The organism is Haloarchaeobius amylolyticus (assembly GCF_042678045.1).
Taxonomy (GTDB): domain Archaea; phylum Halobacteriota; class Halobacteria; order Halobacteriales; family Natrialbaceae; genus Natrinema; species Natrinema amylolyticus_A.
The window spans coordinates 135,777-157,250 of sequence record NZ_JBHUDI010000003.1 but is presented as its reverse complement, the minus strand read 5'-3'; the positions used below and the strand labels follow the sequence as shown (position 1 = coordinate 157,250).

General features: G+C 55.5%; 18 protein-coding genes and 1 pseudogene. 13 read left to right on the top strand and 6 right to left on the bottom strand.

The annotated features are described in order from the left end of the window. Positions 1-419: 419 nt before the first annotated feature. Positions 420-2,852, bottom strand: a complete 2,433-nt coding sequence (locus tag ACFR99_RS04615) for an ATP-binding protein (RefSeq protein WP_390284809.1) — start codon at positions 2,850-2,852, stop codon at positions 420-422. Between the two features lie 333 nt (positions 2,853-3,185). On the opposite strand from ACFR99_RS04615, the gene ACFR99_RS04610 reads away from it, so the two are divergent. The 4 genes from ACFR99_RS04610 (at position 3,186) to ACFR99_RS20340 (ending at position 6,154) form a co-directional block, all read left to right on the top strand. Continuing rightward, entirely contained in the window at positions 3,186-3,557 is a 372-nt protein-coding gene (locus ACFR99_RS04610) for a hypothetical protein (RefSeq protein ID WP_390284807.1), read from the top strand. Between the two features lie 949 nt (positions 3,558-4,506). Next, positions 4,507-4,908, top strand: a complete 402-nt coding sequence (locus tag ACFR99_RS04605; RefSeq protein ID WP_465260893.1) for a DUF7342 family protein — start codon at positions 4,507-4,509, stop codon at positions 4,906-4,908. A gap of 284 nt (positions 4,909-5,192) precedes the next feature. Further along, positions 5,193-5,726: a DUF7342 family protein gene (locus ACFR99_RS04600; protein ID WP_390284803.1), complete on the top strand. Its 534-nt coding sequence runs from the start codon at positions 5,193-5,195 to the stop codon at positions 5,724-5,726. Next, entirely contained in the window at positions 5,633-6,154 is a 522-nt protein-coding gene (locus ACFR99_RS20340; protein WP_465260889.1) for a toxin-antitoxin system TumE family protein, read from the top strand. Before ACFR99_RS04600 ends, ACFR99_RS20340 begins: the two co-directional genes overlap by 94 nt. A 129-nt stretch (positions 6,155-6,283) precedes the next feature. Here the strand turns inward: ACFR99_RS20340 and ACFR99_RS04595 are convergent, their stop codons facing one another. Beyond that, entirely contained in the window at positions 6,284-6,520 is a 237-nt protein-coding gene (locus ACFR99_RS04595; protein WP_390284801.1) for a hypothetical protein, read from the bottom strand. A gap of 294 nt (positions 6,521-6,814) precedes the next feature. Here ACFR99_RS04595 and ACFR99_RS04590 point away from each other — a divergent pair, with 294 nt between their 5' ends. The 6 genes from ACFR99_RS04590 to ACFR99_RS04565 all read left to right on the top strand — a co-directional run bounded on the left by ACFR99_RS04590 (position 6,815) and on the right by ACFR99_RS04565 (position 14,681). Continuing rightward, the gene (locus ACFR99_RS04590) at positions 6,815-7,234 is read left to right on the top strand and encodes a hypothetical protein (protein WP_390284799.1); all 420 of its coding nucleotides are present in this window, start codon (positions 6,815-6,817) and stop codon (positions 7,232-7,234) included. Positions 7,235-7,274: 40 nt separating this feature from the next. Next, positions 7,275-8,975, top strand: coding sequence for a DUF8186 domain-containing protein (locus ACFR99_RS04585; protein ID WP_390284797.1), 1,701 nt, complete (start codon positions 7,275-7,277; stop codon positions 8,973-8,975). A 217-nt stretch (positions 8,976-9,192) separates the two neighbouring features. Next, positions 9,193-10,329, top strand: a complete 1,137-nt coding sequence (locus ACFR99_RS04580; protein ID WP_390284796.1) for a hypothetical protein — start codon at positions 9,193-9,195, stop codon at positions 10,327-10,329. Next, positions 10,326-11,417 (top strand): hypothetical protein, encoded by a 1,092-nt coding sequence (locus tag ACFR99_RS04575; protein WP_390284794.1) that lies wholly within the window; start codon positions 10,326-10,328, stop codon positions 11,415-11,417. Before ACFR99_RS04580 ends, ACFR99_RS04575 begins: the two co-directional genes overlap by 4 nt. A 29-nt stretch (positions 11,418-11,446) precedes the next feature. Continuing rightward, a complete protein-coding gene (locus ACFR99_RS04570; RefSeq protein WP_390285389.1) occupies positions 11,447-13,531 on the top strand; it encodes a VirB4 family type IV secretion system protein in 2,085 nt (694 codons plus the stop codon). A 1-nt stretch (position 13,532) separates the two neighbouring features. After that, a complete protein-coding gene (locus tag ACFR99_RS04565; RefSeq protein ID WP_390284792.1) occupies positions 13,533-14,681 on the top strand; it encodes a phage NrS-1 polymerase family protein in 1,149 nt (382 codons plus the stop codon). Positions 14,682-14,771: 90 nt separating this feature from the next. Here ACFR99_RS04565 and ACFR99_RS04560 read toward each other — a convergent pair whose 3' ends face one another. Continuing rightward, the gene (locus ACFR99_RS04560) at positions 14,772-16,133 is read right to left on the bottom strand and encodes a DUF790 family protein (RefSeq protein ID WP_390284790.1); all 1,362 of its coding nucleotides are present in this window, start codon (positions 16,131-16,133) and stop codon (positions 14,772-14,774) included. Beyond that, complete coding sequence (locus tag ACFR99_RS04555; protein WP_390284788.1) at positions 16,120-17,538, bottom strand: DEAD/DEAH box helicase family protein; 1,419 nt, start codon at positions 17,536-17,538, stop codon at positions 16,120-16,122. Before ACFR99_RS04555 ends, ACFR99_RS04560 begins: the two co-directional genes overlap by 14 nt. A gap of 184 nt (positions 17,539-17,722) precedes the next feature. Between ACFR99_RS04555 and ACFR99_RS04550 the strand changes: the two genes are divergently transcribed. Next, positions 17,723-18,703 carry a DUF7983 family protein gene (locus ACFR99_RS04550; protein ID WP_390284786.1) on the top strand — a complete coding sequence of 327 codons (981 nt, stop codon included), beginning with the start codon at positions 17,723-17,725 and terminating at the stop codon, positions 18,701-18,703. A gap of 113 nt (positions 18,704-18,816) precedes the next feature. Here the strand turns inward: ACFR99_RS04550 and ACFR99_RS04545 are convergent, their stop codons facing one another. Beyond that, entirely contained in the window at positions 18,817-19,251 is a 435-nt protein-coding gene (locus ACFR99_RS04545; protein WP_390284785.1) for a hypothetical protein, read from the bottom strand. A gap of 513 nt (positions 19,252-19,764) precedes the next feature. Next, positions 19,765-19,977: a hypothetical protein gene (locus ACFR99_RS04540; protein WP_390284783.1), complete on the bottom strand. Its 213-nt coding sequence runs from the start codon at positions 19,975-19,977 to the stop codon at positions 19,765-19,767. A gap of 273 nt (positions 19,978-20,250) precedes the next feature. On the opposite strand from ACFR99_RS04540, the pseudogene ACFR99_RS20335 reads away from it, so the two are divergent. Together ACFR99_RS20335 and ACFR99_RS04535 are read left to right on the top strand one after the other, a co-directional pair. Then, positions 20,251-20,355, top strand: a pseudogene (locus ACFR99_RS20335) (DUF7558 family protein); the annotation flags it as partial. 92 nt (positions 20,356-20,447) lie between these two features. Then, positions 20,448-20,807 carry a MarR family transcriptional regulator gene (locus ACFR99_RS04535; protein ID WP_390284781.1) on the top strand — a complete coding sequence of 120 codons (360 nt, stop codon included), beginning with the start codon at positions 20,448-20,450 and terminating at the stop codon, positions 20,805-20,807. The last annotated feature ends 667 nt before the right edge of the window (positions 20,808-21,474 follow it).

Genomic DNA, 21,474 nt, shown 5'->3' with positions numbered 1-21,474 from the left:
AGCATCGACCCAACCATGTGTTTCACACGTGAAACACAGCCCCTAGCCGCCTTCGACCCACTAGTCGGGTGGCATATTTCCTCGGCTCGATCGAGTTCTCTGATTACGCGGTGAAACACTGGCTTGGAGAATATCTAAAACGGTATTACTCGTATCGAACGACAAGTCAGGTCGGGACGAAGCGGATTCCGAACAATCTTCGGAGGGGGTCTACAGGCGGAGCAGGCTGAGGGCCTCGGGGCTTGACCCTAAAGCGGTCGACTCGCGCTCGCCAACAGAGCTTACGCGATTCACTCCCGCCCTGTTTGCTTCTCGGTTCCGACTGAGCGTCGGAACACTCGTCACTCACGTGAAGGGCGGGATTCTCTTGCTGAATCAAGATAGAGAGACGCCGCAGAAGAAAATAACAGCCCCACGGGCTACGGGAGATCAGGTGATCGATCTCGGAGCCACTCTGCAGGATAAACAGCCGTCATCCCTGGCGTATCGATCCGGAACTGTTGGGGTGGCGTGGTCTTTGCATACGTTTTCTCGATCCGAGGCGGGCCCTCGAGCGGGTCGTTGAGTGCGGAGAGTATTTTGTGGCCATCGGCCTGTTTCATGACGACCCAGATTGCAGCTTCGGGTTCGCAAGCGGCCATTTTGTCGAAATCGGCGGGTACCGCACGTCGAACGTCGTGGTTGATACGTTCAACCTCGGCTGTGACGATGATCTCGCCATCGGCATCCACACCTGCGAGATCGAGTCGATGTTGATCGTCGAGTTCGTAATACGGAATGACTTCGGTGACCTCCGACTGGGGATCCTCCGCGTACGCCTCTTCGAGATGTTTCCGGGCGACTTCGACTCCAAGGATGTGTTCGCTGGATTCATCGAGATCACCGACTCCGTGGCCGTAATCGACGCCTTTGCGATAGCTCTCACCAATTGTAGACCGACCTTCCGACGAGACAGTGTAGAGACGATGTGGATGATCCGTATCGTGTCTGAGGAGGTCGGCCTCGAGCAGTGGGGCGATCTCGTCGGTTTCGATCCCGACGTACTCCTGCAGTCTGATCATCGAGTCGTGGAGGAGATCGTACTCGAGCGGATCATACCGAAGCTGCTGTGCGTTGTACACTGTTTGTAAGAAGAGCAATTGACGGTCACTCCAGTCAGAGAGATCTCGCTCTTCGGCTGTGAGCTTGAGATTGATATCACAGACTGGGATATCATCAGGCTCGACCTCTGTGAGTGAACGACAGCATTCAATCGACCGCTTCATTCCTTCGATAGTCGGATCGTAGCGGTTCTCACATGATCCACAACAGAGGGCATGTATCGATTCGTCGTAGCTCACGTACTCGGGGAGTCGCTTCGTGTGTGGCAGTAGTGAGTCAACCCGGAGTGACGCTTCTTCCGTTGTGTCCTCGTCACCCGATCCGCTCTCGGTGCTTGGATGGTTGCTTTCATATTTGAGTCCGGCTTCGTTCCACGTCTCGAGTGCGGTGAGTTCGAATGCTGTGTTGAAGGCCTGATACTGCTCGTCGCCAAGCGGAGTCTCACTTGCCGGGTGACCATCGGGAGCGGGGAGTGATCGGCCAAGAAACGGCCGTGGGGCAGGTGAGCCAAATGTGGCTGCAGGGCGGACGAGCCACTCACCATGACGAATTGCTGCAAGTCTTCTAGCGACGTTTCTCGGTGGAACATCGTCGGTCGCGAGCGCCTTCGCAAGGTCGTCTTCGATGCTGACGTTACCGACGACGAACGTCCCGATCTCGTTGAGCGCTTCCTCGTAGGTGTGATTCGATGGATCTGGAGAATCGAGTTGCCCCGGGAATTGAACGCCGAGCATGAGGGAGAGACCGAACGATCGCCCTTGCGAGAGGAGGGTGTCGACCAGTTGTGTCGCGGCGATGTCTTTTGCCTCCTCGAGATAGAGGTTGACTCGTGGCGGCTGTTGGTGTGACGTTTTCTGGGCTTCTGAACGTGCTTTCAGCGCAATCCACAGATTCGAGAGCAAGACGAGGGTCAGTGCGCGTTTGATTCGCTCTTCCATTCCACCGAAATCGAAGATAACGACTGTATCGTCGTCGATGACATCTGTGAAATCGAAGTGGGGAGGCGAATCATCAATCGTCTCGTGTTCGTCACTTTCGTTGCTTTCGTCTGATTCTGGTGGAGTATAGACGTGATCGAACAGCGGTGCAAGTCGATCATCGGTCGCGATTATTTCGACTCGAGCCACGGCACCACCGAGGACCATGTTGAAGACGTCTCGATCGCGCTCGAGCAATCCGGCGAAGTACTCGGTGAGTCGTTCATCCGAAGTCGGTGGCGGTGTTCGATCGCTCAATGTGCGCTGGAGCGCCCGGTAAAGATCTTTGTGTGAAACGGCATCGGTACCGTGAATCGGGTCGTATAATGCTCGAAGGTGATTGCGAATCGCCTTCGTCGATTCCGTCGCTCCATAGTACTGTTCTTCGCCCATCAGCCCCGCGAGGATCTCTTCGTAATGGCCTGCGATTCTCGAGCGTGCTTCTTCTCGTGAGAGGCCGGAATCGAGCAGCGGCCTGATATCGAAAATCGACAGCGCGGGTAGGATTTCGGTGAGATCGAAGTAGCTGACGTCCTCGAGGCCGTCATATGCTGTGTAGTGGGCTTGGAGGTACTCCTCGGCTGTTCCCCCTCCTTTGTAATCGAAGAGGATCTCGGGGCCATCTGTGGCCTCGACGTTCGACAGCATTGCGCTAGTCGTGAGGACGGATTTCCCTGAGCCCGTATCGCCGATGACGAAGAGGTGCCTGTCCTGGAGTGTTGGTGGAAGGACGAACGGGTTTTGGTAGGGTTGACGGTCATCAGTCAGTGGCATGCAGAGCGCCTGTCCGGGTCCCGTGTATTGTGCGAGGTGATCCGGCGATGGCAGAGAAATACCAGTTCGTTCGGATTGTCGAGCGCCGAGTGCTCGTTGCCCGGATGGTGTGAGACCGACGCCGTCGATCAGACAGAACCCGGGGAGTTCATCTGGTGCAACGACGATCCCAGCACTCTCGTGTGACTTCCATGGGAGACGGCTTTCGAGCGTTTCGTATGTTGGTTCGGGATAGGTTCGTTGACAGATGTCCTCGAAGAGTTGACTTGCAGGCGTATGGCGGTCGGTATCCGTGATGAGGTATCCGCGGATTGAGTGAAAGGGACCACTGAGATGGCCGAACACGTTTGTGAGTCTTCGAGCGACTGTCTCGGCTTGTTGTGGGTTCGTGCTGTCTGTAAGTGCCACTGCTCGAGCCGAGAGACAAAACGTCCGTCGGAGGTCACGCGTTTCGAGCTCGGTGAGACGGTCACGATATGTGCGAGCGAGGTTTTTTGGCTCGAGTTTCTCTTCCGATCGAGGGAAGACGAAATTGAGAAGTCGATCAGCTGGTGTGACGAGGGCGCGCTCGAGATCATAGCGGTATCCTTCTACGTCTACTCGCTGATCGCCAAGTGGACTGCAGATCACCTGGTACACGACGGGGACTGCGGAGTCACAGAGCGTTTCGACGAGCGTTGCCAGTGGGACACGACGGGAATTTGATTTCTGTTTCTCTGGCTGCGTCTTTCGAGAGTGGTTGGTAAGTTCATCGAACGATGCGAGCGAGGTTTGCCAGTCTTGGCGGATTTTCGCTAAGCCGCGATACTCGACGCCAGCGGTATGTGGCTGATTTTGGGTATCAGCGGTGGCTGATATCGAACTGTTGTCTGTGGGGAGAGTACGAGATGGTTGGAGCTGGTGTGGATGCCACTCGACTTGCGTCAGTTCGTACGTATTTGGAAACGCCGTCCGAAGGATCGCCTCGAGTTCGTCAAGGAATGCATCGTGTGTCGTTCCGACGAGGTACCGAATGCTCGTATCTGATTGTCCGTCAGCAACGAGCAGCCACTCTATGAGCGGTTGCTGGGTTTTCTTTCGGAGGGACGGCCACGTGCTCGAGTTTGAGAGGTTGTAGAGGCTCTCGTAAAGAATAGTCGTTGCCTGTGAGACCGCTGCACGGTTGAGTGGCTTTGTCGATGGCCGGATTTCGATATACGTTCGTGACTCGAGGGATGTGGGTGTAGGCGTCGTGGAATCGACGTCTGTGATGTGTGACTGGGTACTCGAGTCGCTGGGATGGTCTTCATCAGGAGTCGGATTCGAGTTTTGGGATGGTACAGTCGTCTCTTCACTAGTCGGCGTGGTGTCTTTCTCTGTCGCCATTGGTCAGAAGGAGAGTTAGATGCAGCCAGCGCTGAGATACCGTCCTCGAGAACGCTTCTGATACTGTGACTCTCAATACGCGGAGAATAGTTTCGACCTATATAAACGCGTGTTAGGGGTGAGTGAACTGTCTTTTCCGTCGATAGACTGAAAGGGGAAAGAATCGGGTTGACGCTCGAGGTGCTATAGAGACTGTCATTGAATATTGCTTCACGCTGCAGTGAGAGAGTACATTTCGTGTGCTTCACTGAGGCAGGGAAGCAAACCAGTGGGTTGAGTATGAGAGTACATTTCGTGTGCTTTAGCTGAAAACGGTGCTCGGCAAGCACTCGAGCAGCTCGTTGAGATGGAAATCGCAGAGCAAACAGAAACCGATCCGGCACTGTATCAGCGGAATCCATCGTATTTTCAGTGGAAGCACATCGAGAGGCTTGTGCGGGAATATAGCCCGAGTGAGCATCGTGGTCGGCTAGAGAATCTTCATGAGACAGATCAGGAATTCCAAGAGAAATACGGTGTTCCAAATCCGGACGCTGTCGTTGTTGGTGATGACCCAGCTGAAGATCATGACATGCTTTACGACCGATGGGACGACCTCACAGAATGGCGGACGATTCGTCAGGACATTATGATCTTGAAACGTGCTGTTCGAAGAACCGGAGCAGAATTCTACGGGCAAAACGCCGATTAGCAAAATCATGATTAGTAAAATCGTCGTTAGTAAAATCGTGATTTAGATTGCTCTTCTCGTGGATGAGCTAGAAAATCAGACGAACATCAATGCGGCTGCGAACATCGTCAGTCGCTTTAGCCGTGGCGAGAGAGCGTTTATCGGCTATCCGGACGCGATGACTCGCCACAGGATGGAAGCATCCTTGACAGTGCCACAGCTCACCGCGAGTTGAGTGCACTACAGGTAGGAATATATCTGACCTTTAGAGAAGATATATGAGCTACCTCATCGAAGATGGTACCATGCCAGATCGAACAGGGACTTCAAACGATTCCACGAAACAGTGGGAGGCGGATCGGACGACGTTCCAGCGTGTCTACGATGTCCTCGTTGGCACGACCGAGCCCGTGTCTGCACAACAGTTCTCGGAGTGGGCAGCGTGCTCTGAGAACGGTGCTCGGCAAGCACTCGAGCAACTTGTCGAGATGGGAATCGCAAAGCAAACAGAAACCCGTCCAGCGCTATATCAGCGGAATCCGTCGTATTTCCAGTGGAAGCGTGTTGAGAGACTTGCGCGTGAACACAGCTCGAGTGAGCTTCGTGCTCGGCTAGAGGATCTTCTCGAGACAGATCAGGAACTCCAGCAGAAATACGATGTTCCAGATCCGGACGCTGTTGTCGTCACCGATGACCCGGCCGAGGATCATGATATGATTCATGACCGATGGAATGACCTCACAGAATGGCGGACGATTCGTCAGGACATCACAATCTTGAAACGCGCCGTTCAACGATCCGAATCGTCAAACAACGGTCAAGTACAATCAAAGACGTGACGGGGCGAGACGAAGCCCCAAGTGGGCCGCTGGATGTCCCAACACTCGAGGTACTCGCACAGCGCGCAGCAACACATCCGCTCAGTTCGAGCTGGGAGTTCCGGCCCGATACAATTTCTCCCCGTGTTCTCGAGATTCAATTGGATGGAGCACAGTACCCGTCTGCTGTGGATGAAGTTCGGATTGATATTCGGTGGTTTGTCGGTGGTGACTACACAGTCCACTATCTCGAGAGGCGTGAAGATGAGATCTGGCAGTGTCGCTGGGATCGCCATCCAAAGCCAAAGGAACCTCGAGAACACTTTCATCCGCCCCCAGATGCATCCTCAGTGGTGGAGCCTTCCCTGATCGAATCTGAGCATCATCTGGATGTCCTCTTCGCTGTGCTTGAATGGATTGAAGACCGCGTTCAGACATTGCACAGATGACGTTCTCTTCGGCGTTCACACCGAGGTTTCCCGAATCAAGCGAATCAAAGATTGCGTACCTCACAAATCTCTGATTTGCTCAGCGTTGGGATATTACGACGTCACCGCGCCGGACGCTCGAGCCCCCGCTCATCCATCGAGCCCGTTCCACGCTTCATTGGATGCTTTGTCCCACTCCTCGGAGAGAGCGGTGGCACTCTCCGACGCATCTCGATAGGCCGCAGCTAATTTGTCTTCTTCAGGGTGGTCGTTCTCGACGCTAACGACCGCAACCGTGACGCGCTTGTTCGCGTACTCTGTACCAAGGAAAATGCGTCCCCTGTCGTCGGTTTCGTTGGTCTGGAGTTCGTCTGCATTAATCTTCATATTGCTCACCATAGCCCACTCGCATATATTAGATTGCCCACGATAACCCACTATCTCTACTTCTGATGATGGGGTCAGGTGATCGATGACAGCAAAGTGGACTCAGTTTCAGACAGATATTTTCATGGCCGATACAAAAACAGTTCTTCATCCATGCACTATAATTCCGAGCCAATATAATACACAAGATATATACTCAATCATCGGCGAGTGAATTTGACGATCTAATGAATGAATTTCTGAACCAATCTGTTGGTTCTCACGAGATTTCTCAGTAGGTCTGAAATTCACTAAATGAATCTAAAAATTCCAGTTTCGAGTCGAACACTCGAGACAGATGAATCTTCAAACGTACGACGCCGAATAACACGCTCTGGTCTTGGATCACTCATATTGCTATCCGTTCTTGCTGTTGAGCCGGCCTTGGCACAGGAGAGTGTCGTTTGCGATGCCGAAGGACTACCCGAGATGATCTCCGGGTTCTTCCAGATCTCGACCGGGATCGGCCTTATCGGCTTAATTGTCGTCTGGCAAGCCGATTCGCTCGCTGAGATATTCACGACGACCACCGAGCAGAAGAAAGACCTGAAAGCACACAAGCGAACGGCGTTGCGGTCGACGGTTATTCTGGTGGTCCTTGGACCGCTGTATACGGTTGTTGGCTCGACGATGGGTCTTCCGTTAGCTGGCTGTGTGGATTTCGTGCCGTGGTAATGCCGATCGGTAAACAGCCCGACTCGAGGCAGAGGCCCTAATGGGACTCAAGGGGCCAAAACTCAGCGTTGCGGTCATACTCACAGTCGTCGGTATCGCTGTTGTTCTTGGTGGAACCGAGATCGGCAGTGCCAGCAGTTCTCTCGAGAGGGGCGACGAACACGGCCTGGACGAAAACGAGACAGCGACGTTGTGGTCGAAAACGCCGGATGAGTGCATTAGCACTGCCGAGTACGAGCGACGATACGGCGAAACGCGAACTGGGATGGAAGAACTCGGCAACTGCACCGATATCACGTTCAAAGCGCCTCCCGATACGGCCGAGCGCTGGACAGCAGGTGACTATGAGTCGCTCGAGGGAGGCGATGCAGAGACCTCGATCTATCCCACGCATGCGTCGCGTACGGATTCCGTAGTTATCGCAGACGCACATGTGACGACGTTTGCGATCCATCCGTCGACGAGGACGCATCTGGATGCGAACGAGACGGTCCACTACATCGCTCCGGAGGGTGAACTCCGTGGGTTCGTCGATTATCGCATCCGGCTTGATGGGAACTCATCGATTCGAAATCACGGGATCGAAGACGTCCGGCTGCTACGTGATGGGGAGTTGGTTGACGCTACGAGTGGGACGCATACACCGATCTTCGAGTATGCGTTTGATCGAGGTGGGTCGGCGACGCTGACGCTCGAGGCAGACATCAGTACTCGAGTCGAGCAGGAGGTTGGCAACGAGACGGAAGTGATCACCGACCAGGTGACTGTCTCCGAGGATCTCGACATCGAGGTCTACGATCTTCGAGCATCGATCTACTATGCCTCGTACCCCAACGGCGACAGCGGCGTTGCGATCTATCAGGCCCAGCCGTGGCATGGATATACGCTGTCGGATGATGGTGAGACGAAGGTCCGTGGGGTGTGGCGCTACTATACCGCTCGAGAGACCGGCTGGGACGAACTCACGCATGCAACTCGAGGGGGACGAGAGACCGTTGCCTCCGATGCACTGCCGGTGTACGTCCATGCGTACCCATCCGAGTTAGGACCACGCGCGGAGCCGATTCGAGATGGGCCGGAGATCCTCGAGGTGTGGGGAACAGAGAGTACCTCACCGGAGTCCTCACTTCACGAAAACGTCGAGGTCGACGTGGTTTCTGCGCCCTATACGAGATCGTCTGGTCTCGCGCTTCGTCACGATGGTGTTGATCGGGATGCCGTTGCTGTGGACGGGATCGTTCGAGGCGTCTCTGCAGATATTGTCGAACCTGACGGTGGGACAGAACGAGAGATTCGCGAGAGTGAGCTATCGCTCGAGATCGTCGATTCAAACGCGACGGCGGTAACCCTGGAGATCGAACTTCGCGATACAGCGACTGACGAGCCGATCATGCTCGAGAATCAATACGATGGTCCACGATTCTGGCTGATCGGCCACGATGTTCGTGAGGGCTATATCACGATCGGTGATCAGCGCGTGCGGACGAATTCTGAGGGTCTTGCTGAAGTCACTGTTTCCCAGCCAGGGATCTACACTGCGGAGTATCATCCGGGCTCGTGGCGATCACATAGCCCGTCGTATCTCGGTGATACGGCGACCGAAACGTGGCATCCGCTTGCGACGCCGACGGGCTGGTTCACGCTTCTGGTGGACGTTGTTCGGTATGCGATTCCGTTCGTGATTGCGCTGTATGCGGCGAAGCGACTGGGGAACTTCTTGAAACTAAGAGATGAGATATGACTAACGGGTTAGAAACGGTGTGGGGAAGTATTGTTCTTCGAACACTTCGATGGAGGGGTGCTACCGGATTGTTGGTTTGGAGTTGTACTGCTCTCGAGGATTTTGCTTGGAGACTCGAGTATGTTGTACGTGCCTCGAGTGTAGATTTCGAGAGTGCCGGTGAGCTGGTTGAGCTCGAGGGCTCTGGCTGTGTGATCGAACTCGAGAGGGTTGCATAATGCCCTCGTGGTCGCTCTCCGATGTCGGGATCAAGTGGTTCGAAGACGCAATCGACAAGCTCATTGAATGGTTCCAAGAGGGGTTGGCGGATGGGTATGCTGCGATCACTGCTCAGGTGTTTGGAACACCAACGCCGGAAACGGACGGTGCGTTCGTGTTCGGCCAGCCGTCGAATACTCCCTGGGATAGTATCCACAGCAGCCTTGTCAGCGGCGAGATCATGCTCGTTTCCCTGTTGTTACTGGTGATGTGTGTACAGGGTCGACATGCGATTCGAATTTTCAATATCAGCAGTGCATACGAGACACGAAAGACGAAGCGGAGTGCGTGGACTGGCGGGTTCTTGATCGTAACCTGGTACTGGGTCGCGGTTTTGGCGCTTTATCTGGTCGACGGCTTCACGATTGCGCTGATTCCGGACATTGCAGCCGTGACGAGTGCGATGGTGAGTCTACTCTCGTTGAGTATCACGAATCCAATCCTTGCGCTCTTTCTCACGGGCGTTGGTGCCGTTGCGATGTGGGCCCTGCAGGCGCTGTTCTTCCTTCGCGAAATCATATTGTACATATTGGTTTATGCCATGCCGATCGGGCTTGCGTTGGCCTACGGAAACCTTCCTGTCGTCTCGCACATCGCGAGAACGGTTTGTTTGAAATTCGTGCCACTTGCGATCATGCCGATTCCAGTGGCGTTGCTGTTCAAAGGCTATGAACTGCTCTTCAGTGACGGGACAGAGTCGGCATTGATTCCAGAGAGTGCGTTTTTGAGCTACCTCATTGCAGTCACGCTGCCACTGCTTTCGATCGTTATCGTCTGGAAGCTGTTCAAGTACGCCAGTCCGATGACGACGAAGATCGTGGGTGCAACGACAAAGGCTGGCGTCACTGCAGGTGCAGTAGTCGGTGCTGGTGTGATTGCTGGTCCCGCTGCTGCAACGACGACTGCGATGTGGGGCCCGAAGGCGGCTGTTGGCTATTCTGCTGCGTCGAAGATGCGCCAAAGTGGTGGATCTGGAGATTCGAGCGGTGATAATGGAGAACGAGCGGCCCACGATAATGTCGTGGGAGACGCGTATGGCTGGGACGATGCCCCGGCGTACCGTCGCACTGAGAACGATCCGGGATACTTCAAATGACACAAGAAAGCGGTGCAGCTGGCCGGCGAATCATGGACGAACTGGGCGAAGAGAGTCGCATCCCGATTCTGAATATCGAGGAGGGGGACGTTTACGTTCTCCTTGGCTTCCCGATCGCGGGACTTCTCGTGGGCGGGTTGATTGGGCTCGAGGGGGCGATCTTACCGTTCGTTCTCCTGGGAATCGTGGCTGGTGGTGCAGTCGTCTATGCATCGCCGAATCATCTCCCCGCGTCGACGTGGTTGGGAGACGTCTATCGCTACTACTGCAAACGACCTCGAGTCACGTACAGTGCAGTCGAGTCCGGTGAGTCTGGAACTGATGGTGGGCTCGTGAGTTACACGCCGTTCAAACCGGACGAGCGAACGCAGGATCTCACGAACATCAGGCGTGCATGGCCTGGTACCGGTGCGATCGAGCGTTCGGATGGGGCGATGGAGGCCTATCTCGAGATCGATCCTGGGAACATGGACTTCGCGATGTCCGGTGACTGGGCACAGATCCAGCAACTCGGCGAAGAGTTCGCGAATAAAGAGCTCGATTTTACGCTGAAGTTCCATGCGACGACTCGTTCGTTCCCAGTGGAGAGATTGATCGAGCGAATCGATGGGCGGCTCTCTGATAGTGATGTTGAGGAGAATCCGATTTTTAGAGGGTTACTCGAGGAATATCGCGAGCAACGGCCGCGAGATCTCGAGGGAGCCCAGCAGATCCGCTATTTCATCGGTGTCGAAGTCGATCCGTTCGAGGTCTATGACCGCTATCAGGATGAGCGCTCTCCTGCAGAGAAACTCACCTCGTTTCCGGTGATCGGGTTTCTGTTCAACCCGTTCGTGACCCGGCGCAATGATATGACTGACGCAGAGATTCGAGCGGCCATGTTCGAGAAGCTTGAAAATCGATGTCATAGCCTCCAGACGGAGTTCATCCAGAAGGTATCTGGGTGGTCTGCTCATCGGCTCACGACGGTCGAGTTGTTCGTTCTCTCGATGGACTTCTGGAACGGAGAGGAACACGAATACGACGATGGTGCGGATGCGATTCGCGACCATCCGGCGGTCGATCATCAACGGAGGGCCGACCAGTGATCGATTCGGTTGTTTCGGTTGTGGGTCAGGTGCAAAATTTGCTTCCAGATACAGGGACTCGAGCAGGGCTTGCTCTCTCTGTTGGGGCAACGGCGCTGCTCACGCTTCTCGTGAAGATTGCGTGGGACTACTGGCGAGCGGAGGAGGTTGAAGAAGTCGAGTTAGTTGATCTCCTCGAGGAGACCACTGTGGACGACGGCATTGGTGAAGGCGAGCTCCTCGATGATATTGCAGAGCATCACCAGCACGTTATCGCACCGGCGGCGATCGAGTGGGATACGCGGACTGCTCGTGTTGGAGATCACTGGACATCGACACTCTACATTGCTGATTATCCCGACTATCCGAAAGATGGCTATCTGACGGAACTCTTCGAGCTCACAGATATCGAGTTCGATCTGACGGTGCACATCACACCGAAGAGTCAGCAGCAAGCACGAGACGAACTCCAGCATGTTGCCGACGACCTCCAGGCTGATGCAGACCTCGAGCGAACCGTTCGAGGGAGCTATCTACAGGAACGAGCGAACGAGGCGCTCTCGACGTACAAAAGCGTCGAGAACGGAAGTCGGGTCTTCGATCAGGGGATGTTCATCACGATCCGTGCGGATTCCCGGGATGAGTTGCGTGAGGATGTTCGGACGATCCGTAGTCGGCTTCGTGAACAGCCAGCGGGTCTCTCGCCGAAGACGGCGATCTGTAAGCAGGATCTCGCGATTCAGGCTGCGGCACCGGTGGGACCGAATCCGTTTGGTCGAGAGGCGACGGCGCTTGGTGGTGCTATCGGTGCGTTGCTTGCGTCGCCGCATAACGCGACGATTCTCGAGGACGGCGGTGTCGAGTTCGGGACCCACTGGAAGAATCAGAGTCCGGTCGTGATCGATCCCTTTGCTCGAGAAAATGGGTATGCGATGTTCACGATCGGCGATCCTGGCTCTGGCAAATCGTTCGGCTCGAAGCAGAATTTCGTTCGGTCGATCGAGCAGAGCGAGGATCGGATTGGGATCATCCTCGAGCCATTGAACAACTGGGCCGGTGTTGCTGAGGCGGTCGGTGGCGAGCGAATCACGATTGGTGGGGATATGGGACTGAATCCGCTCGAGATCAAGCGCACGCCCGAGCGTGTCCAGCAGGCGATGGGTGAGGACGCGAGTCCGTATCGGGAGAAGCTCGATAGCGTGATGAGCTTCTTGTCGAACTACTTTGCGACCCGTGGGATTTCACTCGGGGATCGACGGACTACGCTGGAGACGGCGATCGAGAAGGCGTATGCGAGGAATGGCATCACCGACGATATCGCGACTCATCACAACGAGAGTCCGACGATGCGGGACGTGCTCGACATCCTCGAGAAGATGGTGGAGACGCCCACGGAGTACGTCGTCAGGACGGACGAAGAGACGACGAAGATTCGAGAGGACGCGACGTGGCTCATCGATCAGTTGCGGCCGTTTGCCGTGGGTGGTCGCTACGAGAACTTAGGTCGGGAGACGGCGTTCGATATCCGCGATGAGAAGGTGATCTATCTGGATCTCGCCCAACAGGAGGGAAGTCTCGGTGGGAGTACGAGCTTGATCATGCAGTTGTTGATCTCGCTGGTCTACGAGCGTGCGAAGGAGACGGACAAGGAGGTCGTCTTCGTCATCGACGAAGCGCGGTATATCATGCAGGATGCAGCAAGTCTCGAGTATCTCGAGATTGTCTTCCGGCATCACCGTCATCACAACCTCTCGATTCGGCTTGTCACGCAGACTGTCGACGAGTTCTTCCAGCATCCAGAGTCGGAGGCAATCATCGACCAGTGTGCGATCAAGCAGTTCCACCATCTCGATGGAATGGATCGTGAGTGGGCCAACGAGTTCGGACTCAATTCCGCACAGATGCGCTTCGTCCAGGAGGCCGTTCCAGGGAACGATCGGACGGGATATTCTGAAGCACTTGTTGGTGTCGACGGTGAATGGCGTGGGATCGAAGTCCGGGCGATGGACGACGAGACCGCAGTGATCGATTTCGACCCGAAGGAACAGTCTCGATCGGAGTTGCCGGGGCAGTCTGGTAGTGTTTCTGGCTCTGTGACGAGTGGTGGTCAGGGTTCCCTCGGGCTTTCGGATTGAGATGGTTGATGGAATTACTGTTCCGGAGGCGTTGTGTACTCGAAACCAGTGGATCTGCTGGAAGCAAGCCGAGCGCAACGGGGAGACGACGAAGATTCCGGTTGATCCACAGACGGCAGGGTTCGCATCGACAACGGATGAGGGGACATGGTGTGATCTCGAGACTGCTCTCGAGTGCGTGGAATCGGACTCAACTGCGGTCAATGGGCTCGGGTTCGCGTTCACGAAGTCAGATCCATTCGTTGGAGTTGATCTAGACGACTGTCGTGACCCAGATACTGGACAGCCGACTGAGCAAGCGAAGACCATCGTTGGTCGGCTGGATTCGTATACGGAGGTCTCGCCATCGGGGACTGGCTATCACGTCTTGGTGGCTGGTGAGCTTCCTGAGGGCCGCAATCGACGTGGCCACATCGAGATATACGATCATGCTCGATACTTTACTGTCACTGGCGAGCACGTCTCGGGGACGCCAACGCAAATCGAATCTCGGCAACGCGAACTCGAGGAGGTTCATTCAGCGTACGTTCGTGAGAGTGATGACGGCGGTCAGGAGGGATCTACGTCGGAGCCGGGTTCGAAAGCTCGGCTCTCGGATGACGAGTTGCTCGAGAAGGCTCGAAATGCGGCGAATGGCGAGAAGTTTGAACGGCTCTGGAACGGGTCGACTGTCGGGTATACGAGCCAGTCGGAAGCGGATATGGCGCTGTGTTGTTTGCTTGCGTTCTGGACAGGAGGTCATGCCGGCCAGATGGACCGACTGTTTCGGCGATCGAAACTGAACCGTCCGAAGTGGGGAGAGGAACACTATGCAGATGGGTCGACGTATGGTGAGAAGACCATTGCTCGAGCGATTGCACACACCTCTGAGTTTTACGAGCCATCTGAGAGTGAGGTAGAGGCGCAGGAAGCGGGGCCTTCGCGAGATCGCGAGCATGTGTACCTCGAAAAGAGGGTTTCCCTACTTCGAAAGCAGACGACATCTCTCGAGAAAGAAGTGGAGGAGAAGACGGCGCGGATCGAACGGCTTGAACGGCGACTCGAGGCATATGAGGGAAGACCCGTGGCTCGAGAAGAGGAGTCTGAGTGCTTGAGGGAGATGCAGTCGAAGTCTCTCGTTCGGCGGTTACGTGGGATTTTCGGCCGATAGCAGAAGAGACTGGGGTCGAAGTCTCCAACCTTGTCTGAGGATTCGGAAGCGAGCTAGTCGACCTCATTCGATTGGAACATCGTCCAACGATTAGCCGTGAGACCGATCTACACCGGTCTGGATAGCATGCTTCTCTGCAAGGTCAACGACATCATAAACGTGGATCCCAGACTTGAACCACAGCACCTGATCACTTACCTTCTCGACATCGGTCGCTGAACACTCGAGTCGATCGGAAACCGCGATCAGGAGATGGTCAAGCTCGGCGGCCTCGATCTTCGCGAGCTTCTCCTCGAGGTACTCGGGCGTCCAGAAGCCCACGACCTCGAGGATCGCCCGTCGGCCGTCTGGATGCTCAACTGCGAAGTCAGGGATCATCACCTCGGCACCCAAATCCAGCACGTCGTCCTCGCGACGTAACTCCCAGTCGGTGGTCGCCCGTTCCCACTTCTGGGCCAGTGTTTGCTCGAGATCGCTGTCGAACTCGTCCTGTGCGCTGTAGTGGGAGGACAATCCACCGGTCTGATCGAGCTCGAACGTCAGTGGTCCACTGTTTGTCGATCCTTCGTCCCGATCGAGGACTTCGGCCGTCATCTCCCAGCGGTCACACAGCGGCAGTGCTGGCAGGAAATTCGCCATCCGAATACCGTATTTCCGGGATTTCGAGAACAACGACGCGGGCCCATCCAGAATTGCCTCGTAGCCTGCAGCGACATCCGTCGAGTCGACCCGCTCGCCGGTTTCGTCAATGGGATAGATTCGGTGCATCAACCCGAACAACTTGACGTAGCTGAACACCGTGTTGAAGTGGTCCCACACACGGATTCGCATCTGCGTTGCGTCGTACAGGACCGCCTGAGCCAGCGCGAGATTGTACCGCGTGAGAAGCCAGTCAACGCTGATCGTGTCCTCAGCGTAGGTCTCCTCGCTATCCCCGGTCAAGCGGGTCGTCGATGAACTATTGTCGCCAGCGTACTCGTCGACCCACAGATCGCCAAATCGCACCAGCAGCTTGTTGTCCTCGAGATCGGCGTACATTCCTCGGTGACACTCTTCGAGACTGAGCCCAAGCTGATCAGCGACGGCACTGTAGACCTCGAGGCGCTGCGTGTCATCTCCAAGGGTGGGCTGTCGGACGATCGGGTACGACTCGTTGGCTTTCGCGAACAACGCCTGACGGATCTCCTGAGGATCAGCCGCAGCCACCGTCTCGAACTCGCACTCATCCGTGAGGAGCTTCGCCAGCCCCTGGACGATCTTGTAGTCGGTATCGGCGATCGTCAGCTGGTCGATCGTCTCCTCGAGATCACCTTTGGGTTCGCCCAGATGGTCTTCGAAGATGTCGATGAGTTCCTGAGCCGTCTCCCGATACTGGGGCTTGGCAGGATCAATAAACAGTGGCTCAACAGATCCGTTTCGCGTGCGCGAGCGAGCGAGGTCAGCTGTCAGCATCGGTTCGAACTCCTTGGCGACGGTGTTGAGAGACGTACGTTTCCTTGGTATTGGCGGCAATGATCTCGTAGAGTCGCGCTGGCTGGCGATCCTCCGTCGGGCGAAGGATCCGTCCAAGCCGCTGGGCGTACTGGCGTTTCGAGGCACTTCCCGAGAGGATGATCCCGACGTTCGCTGCAGGCACGTCGATACCCTCGTCGAGGACCTGTGAGGTCACGAGCATCGAGTACTCCCCGGTCCGGAATCGGTCGAGAAGGTCTGTGCGTTCCTCGGTAGCCGTTTGGTGAGTAATACACGGGATGATGAACTCCTGGGAAATCTCGTAGGCGAAGTCATTATTCGCTGTGAAGATGATCGTCCGGTCGTCGTAGTGGCGTTTCAGGAGGTTATCCAGGGTTTCGAGTTTTTTCTCAGCAGTTCGAGCGATCTCTTCGGCCCGCTGTTTGGCGACTAGGGCTCGTCGCCCCTGTGGATCGTAGGAACTGCGCTTGAGGAACTCTTGGTAGCCCCGTTCCTTCCAGATGTCGAAGTCGTGGGAGTCGACGTAGTCGCGATACAACTGGTACTCCTCATTGTACTGGTCACGCTCGTCGGCGGTGAGTTCAACCTCAAGGTGAATTGTCTCGTAGTCGCTGAGGTACTCACCGGTGAGTTCGTCGACGTCCTCCTCGTAGACGACGGGGCCGAGCAACTCGTCGAGGACCTCGTGTTGGTCGTCAGCTCGTTCGTAGGTGGCAGTCAATCCGAGCCGATAGGGCGCGATCATCATCTCGGGAATCTGCTGGTACGTGGGGGCGGGCAAGTGATGGACTTCGTCGACGACCAGCAGACCGAACTGGTCGCCGTACTCGTTGATGTACCGGTAGGCCGAATCGTAGGTCGTCACCGTCACGTCCGTGATCGTGTGGCTGCCGCCACCAAGAACGCCGACATCGTCGGGAAGCTGGTCTCCGAACGCGTTGGTGAGTGTCGCATGCCACTGGTTAAGCAAATCGATCGTTGGAACAACCACGAGCGTACTGACGCCGGCGTCGGCAATCGCCTGGATCGCAAGGAAAGTTTTCCCACTGCCGGTCGGGAGGACGACACTCCCCCGACGGTCGTGATCGATCCAGGCCTCGAGAGAGGCTTGCTGGTAGCCTCGAGGTTCGATCGCGACGGCAGGTGAGAGGGCAAGATCACTGTAGGCTCTGGCATCGTCTTCAAGGGGTTCGCTAGCCATCGTGGCCTGCGCGAGGGTCTGCTGGTCGCGGTCGCGACTGGAGGGAGTTGCCCACTGATGGAGGTCGTGATAGCGATAGGCCTGCGCTCGATACTCGTCGATGCGGTCGTCCCACTCGGCGTAGGGAACACTGTCGGGAGCGCCCTCGAGTAGCAGTGTTCCATCATCGAACGTCAGACGCATGCAACTACAACCGTCTACGGCCGATGCCGTACTTGGGTTTGCTGGATATATTTGACCGCCGGTCGTTCTGTGAAGGCGTTCACCAGGATGACTCGAGAAGCGTTCTGAGGGTGAATTGTTATTCAACTACGCCACAGAGAACGGTGACCCACAGGTCTTTGACAATTGCTGACCAACTCTTGGTATGCCATTCAGCGTCTCTTGGCACACACTTCTCGACGAACTTGACGATCTCCCTGAAGGAGCCACGCTGATTACGCCACTGTCGCACAACCGGTTTCGGATTACTGACGTTCAAGAGCAACGGGTTATCATCAAGTTTCTCGAGCGTGATATCGACGAGACACGGCCACTTCAGCGCGATCAGTTCGAAACGCTCTATCGACGGATCACCAAGGAACCAGGCGGCTTCGAACTCGACAGACTCCCTTCCGATGCCGATCCGTATCCTGCTGTACTGAGTCTTCATCCACGGTTCGAGATCGACGAGGATCAGGGGGTGATCGTCGAGAAAGAGGGACCGACCACCAGCCAGCGACTTGACACCGAAGATAAACCAGAGACTGACGAGCAAGAGCGAACCGAGCCGGATCTGGACGTGTATGCGGACGCGCTCTTGCTCATTGATGCACTCGAGCGACACGATGTAACTGCGCTGGAGGAAAGAGAGACTGACGCATTAGTGAACATCTACACTCTCCTCTCGGATGTACAGCGCAACGCGAACGCCCTCCGTCAGGACGTGGCTGACGTCCTCCTCAATCGGCTCCACCATGATCGACCGGTCAGTGGTCCGTTCGGCTCCGTTCAGCGGACGACACGCCGGAATCGCTCACTTCGAGATGAGGAGGAAGTACTAGAAACGCTTGAGGCAGCCGGGATCGACCGCGAGCGCGTACTGGGCGTGGACCGCGACAAGGTAGACGACGCACTGGAAGTTACCGAGGTGGCCGAGAGCGATATCTACCAGATTGAAGAATCCGAGTACGTCCGCAAGGCCGATGTGAATGAAGAACGCAAAGAGACGCGCCTCCAAGGGCTCAAGGATCAACTTGCCGCCTCAGAAGAGGAGGGTGCCGAAGAGCTACGCGAAGAGATCGAAGACCTGGAAACCCGCATCGACGAACTGACGAGTTTTCGAACCGGCGCAGAAGTTCACGACTGACGATCACTGTGGATGTGTCATTCTGGTCTGTTCGCACACCGACTTACCGGTCAATTCGCTGTAGACGTGTATGACCACCACCGCGGACGAATTCTATGGCGCTCTTGGTCGGATCAACTGCTCGTAGCGGCGACAACCAACAAGAGGAGAAGCAGTGCCACGCCAAGTGCGACGAGGTGGGGGGCGGCTGTATCGGTAAGATTAGTTCGGGCACGGAGTTCCGTTGCCACCATGAATATCGTGGCGGTGCCGAGAAAGCCCAAGATCGAGCCGAAGACGCTCGCAGTATACTGTGCGCGGACAACTGGCCGGTCAAGCATATGGTGGAATGCGAAGAGGTTGGCCCAGGACGAATCGTGAAACATGCGCAACTCGGGTTTGTGTATTGATACGATATGATGAATATCAGGCCCTAGGCCCCAGATTCCACCAAGCGCGACGAGCCATAGCGGTATCCATGGAGCCAGTCTGTATCGGAGCGCTATGGGTATGGTGAGCAACAAGAGAAGCGATGCACCGACGAGAAAGTGAGTGATTGCTGGTGCCATTGGTGTGCGCCGGTTGTGAGGCTGGTCGACGGCTGTTGGCTTCAGTAAGAACCCTGTAACTGCCAGGGTTGAATGATGAAGAGTAGTCTCGAGGATGGTATTCGATGTAGTCCAGGAACGCCACCGGACGAGGTAAGTCGGTTCCTGCCGGCACTGTCTAGTTAAGAGGTTCCGGCGTATATCGACGCTTTAGCGTCTGCTTCGGCGTCGCAGTGAAATCGGGAATAGTCACTTTTTGTGAGAAATATGCTGAAACAGCTGAATTTTCGACGCTCATGGAACAGTGTGTCGTTCTGTCAGAATATAGATGGTGGTTTCACAGCTGATGCCACCACTTCACTATCTCTCAGTCCTGCGGTTTTCCTTATCTAGACAGTGCCCACCTGGGCCAAAGAACCTGCACTAGACAGCAGTAGCTCTCAGAAGAAGCTCAGTTCGCGATAGTTGATTCGTCGGCAGACACCATCTATCGCTGGATTTTTCACTTGGATGGGTGTTCGGACATGATTCTCTTCACTCATCTTCAGCAAGCCACCGCAACGTTTCGACGAGGGCCTGTGTGGGCGTATTCACAGTCGTTCGATTTGCGAGTTGGTTCGATTCGTTGATCGGCCCCACGAGTACACGCCATGTGTTGCCGCTTTTTGTGGCTATCAGTTGCTGTTGCTGGTCGTGATCCTCAACCATAATCACTTCATCATTGAGGTCGAGTTCGATATTGGCCACTGGTTAGTGTTCAATCATCTCTCTTTTGAACGTATCGGTAAGAAACCGACTTGGGACCAACGGCTATGAGTGGCAGAGGGGGAGACGTTCGATGGAATCCACGGACAACTGTTGTCTCCGGTATAGTTACTCGAGGGTGTATTTCGAAGTGACCGCCGAGAACCACTCGAGGGTGTATTTCGAAGTGACCGCCGAGAACCACTCGAGGGTGTATTTCGAAGTGACCGCCGAGAACCACTCGAGGGTGTATTTCGAAGTGACCGCCGAGAACCACTCGAGGGATCACTCCAGTTCTCTGTGCACTGTAGTCCCGGAGGACCAGCGACGTACTGGACGCGCGACCTTGAGGAGCACCTCATTACGACGCCGACAGAGTGAATGACAGAGTCAGACTGGCCTTTAGATGTGAGCTTTCTAACCCTGTAACAAACACCCAAACAGCTATTGTCCCATGGTACCAACAGTGATTTATGTCGAGCGGCACCATCGATATCGACGAGTTCGAGAACGCCGACGACGACGAATTCGAGGAACAAAACGACACCGAGCGGATCGTGCTATTCCTTGATGAGAACGACGACCGAGCGTGGAAGGCGGCGACGATTGCTGACCAACTCGAACTGGATACGGACGCCGTCAGTGCGATCCTCTCGCGACTGAAGGAACGAGGTCTTGTGCGGCACAAGCGGCCGTACTGGGCAATCACAGACAACGAGGACCGGCTTCGAGCCGCCTACCGGCTTCACCAGCACCACCAGACTGCAGACGAGCAGTACGGTGAGGAGCATCTCGAGGAGTTGAAAACTGACGAGATGGAGGAAGTGCGGTGACCGCGTTCGGTGAACTGGACCGCGGCGCACACAGTTAATCAGCTACATTTCCCCCTGAGCGAACCGTGCTGTCGTCAACGGCGACACCGGGTGATCGAAGCGCGACGTCAGAGCCGGTAACACGAATGCGTGGTGGCAGGACAACCGAGTCACCCACCTGATCCGTGACTGTTCTTGCCAACCAGTATCATAGTCACTGAAGGTGCCGGTCACATATGATCGACGCAGAAACGCCACAGACCTGCGTTGCAGGATGCTCCGCAAACGCTGACGCCCGTTACTGATGCCCCACGTGCCCTCGCTCGCAATGTGGTTCTCGAACTCGTTGCAATCCTCTCTGATATTGTCTCGAGCGTAGGTGTGGCTTCGGTGGTCAGGCGTGACAGTGCCGGCCGTCGCCGCTCGGGCCGACGGAGCGACACACTGTTTCTGTGTATCATCGCGCTTCAACCGACCAAACGATTGTCTTGATTGACCTGACAGTCGCTCCAATACATAATTGAGTTGCTGTTCTATTTAGAGGACAATGTAAACGGGGAGAGCTCTACCTGTCACCTGTCTGTTTTCGTGTAGACGCGCCGTTGGAGACAGCTGTCTAGAACAGTCCCGTTCGTAGAGGATTCAGGCGAATAGAAAGACTTCCTGAAAGTAGAAGGGTCTTGATGAA